At 48.8% G+C, this 562-nt stretch carries 2 tRNA genes and 1 rRNA gene; all 3 read right to left on the bottom strand.

The window, feature by feature from the left end:
• Window positions 1-235: 235 nt before the first annotated feature.
• A tRNA-Ala gene (locus tag QPK29_RS33515) sits at window positions 236-311 on the bottom strand.
• Window positions 312-322: 11 nt separating this feature from the next.
• A tRNA-Ile gene (locus QPK29_RS33510) sits at window positions 323-399 on the bottom strand.
• Between the two features lie 98 nt (window positions 400-497).
• Window positions 498-562, bottom strand: a 16S ribosomal RNA gene (locus QPK29_RS33505); the annotation flags it as partial.

The raw sequence follows: 562 nt of genomic DNA, 5'->3' as shown, positions 1-562 counted from the left end.
CTTATTCACTTGTCCCTATAACGTTGGCCCCTGCATGAGTATCAGGGAACGTCATATCGACAAGAGTTCAGCTTACTATGTTTGTTGATACATACAGATTACTACCCTAAGTGTGCATCTGATCGTTAGACCAGCTACACGCTTAAAGAAAACTTTACTTCTTCCAGATTGTTAAAGAACGAGAACTACACTTATCTAAAGCTTGTGCCTTACATAAATGCAGTGAACAGAGAGTTGGTGGAGGATGACGGGATCGAACCGACGACCCCCTGCTTGCAAAGCAGGTGCTCTCCCAGCTGAGCTAATCCCCCGACGCATAACGTGGTAGGGCTGGTTGGACTCGAACCAACGACCCCCGCGTTATCAACACGGTGCTCTAACCAGCTGAGCTACAGCCCCGAAAACTCTTCTCGTTTAACTTTATAACAGCCGATAAGCGTGGGCGCTTGATGAGCAGAGCGAAGCTCTGCGAACCATTAAGGTTTGTGCCACTCTAGAAAGGAGGTGATCCAGCCGCACCTTCCGATACGGCTACCTTGTTACGACTTCACCCCAGTCACGA

The organism is Massilia orientalis (assembly GCF_030411975.2).
Taxonomy (GTDB): Bacteria; Pseudomonadota; Gammaproteobacteria; order Burkholderiales; family Burkholderiaceae_D; genus Telluria; species Telluria orientalis.
Note: the sequence above shows the minus strand (reverse complement) of the source record. Positions and strands in the feature narration are given on the sequence as shown.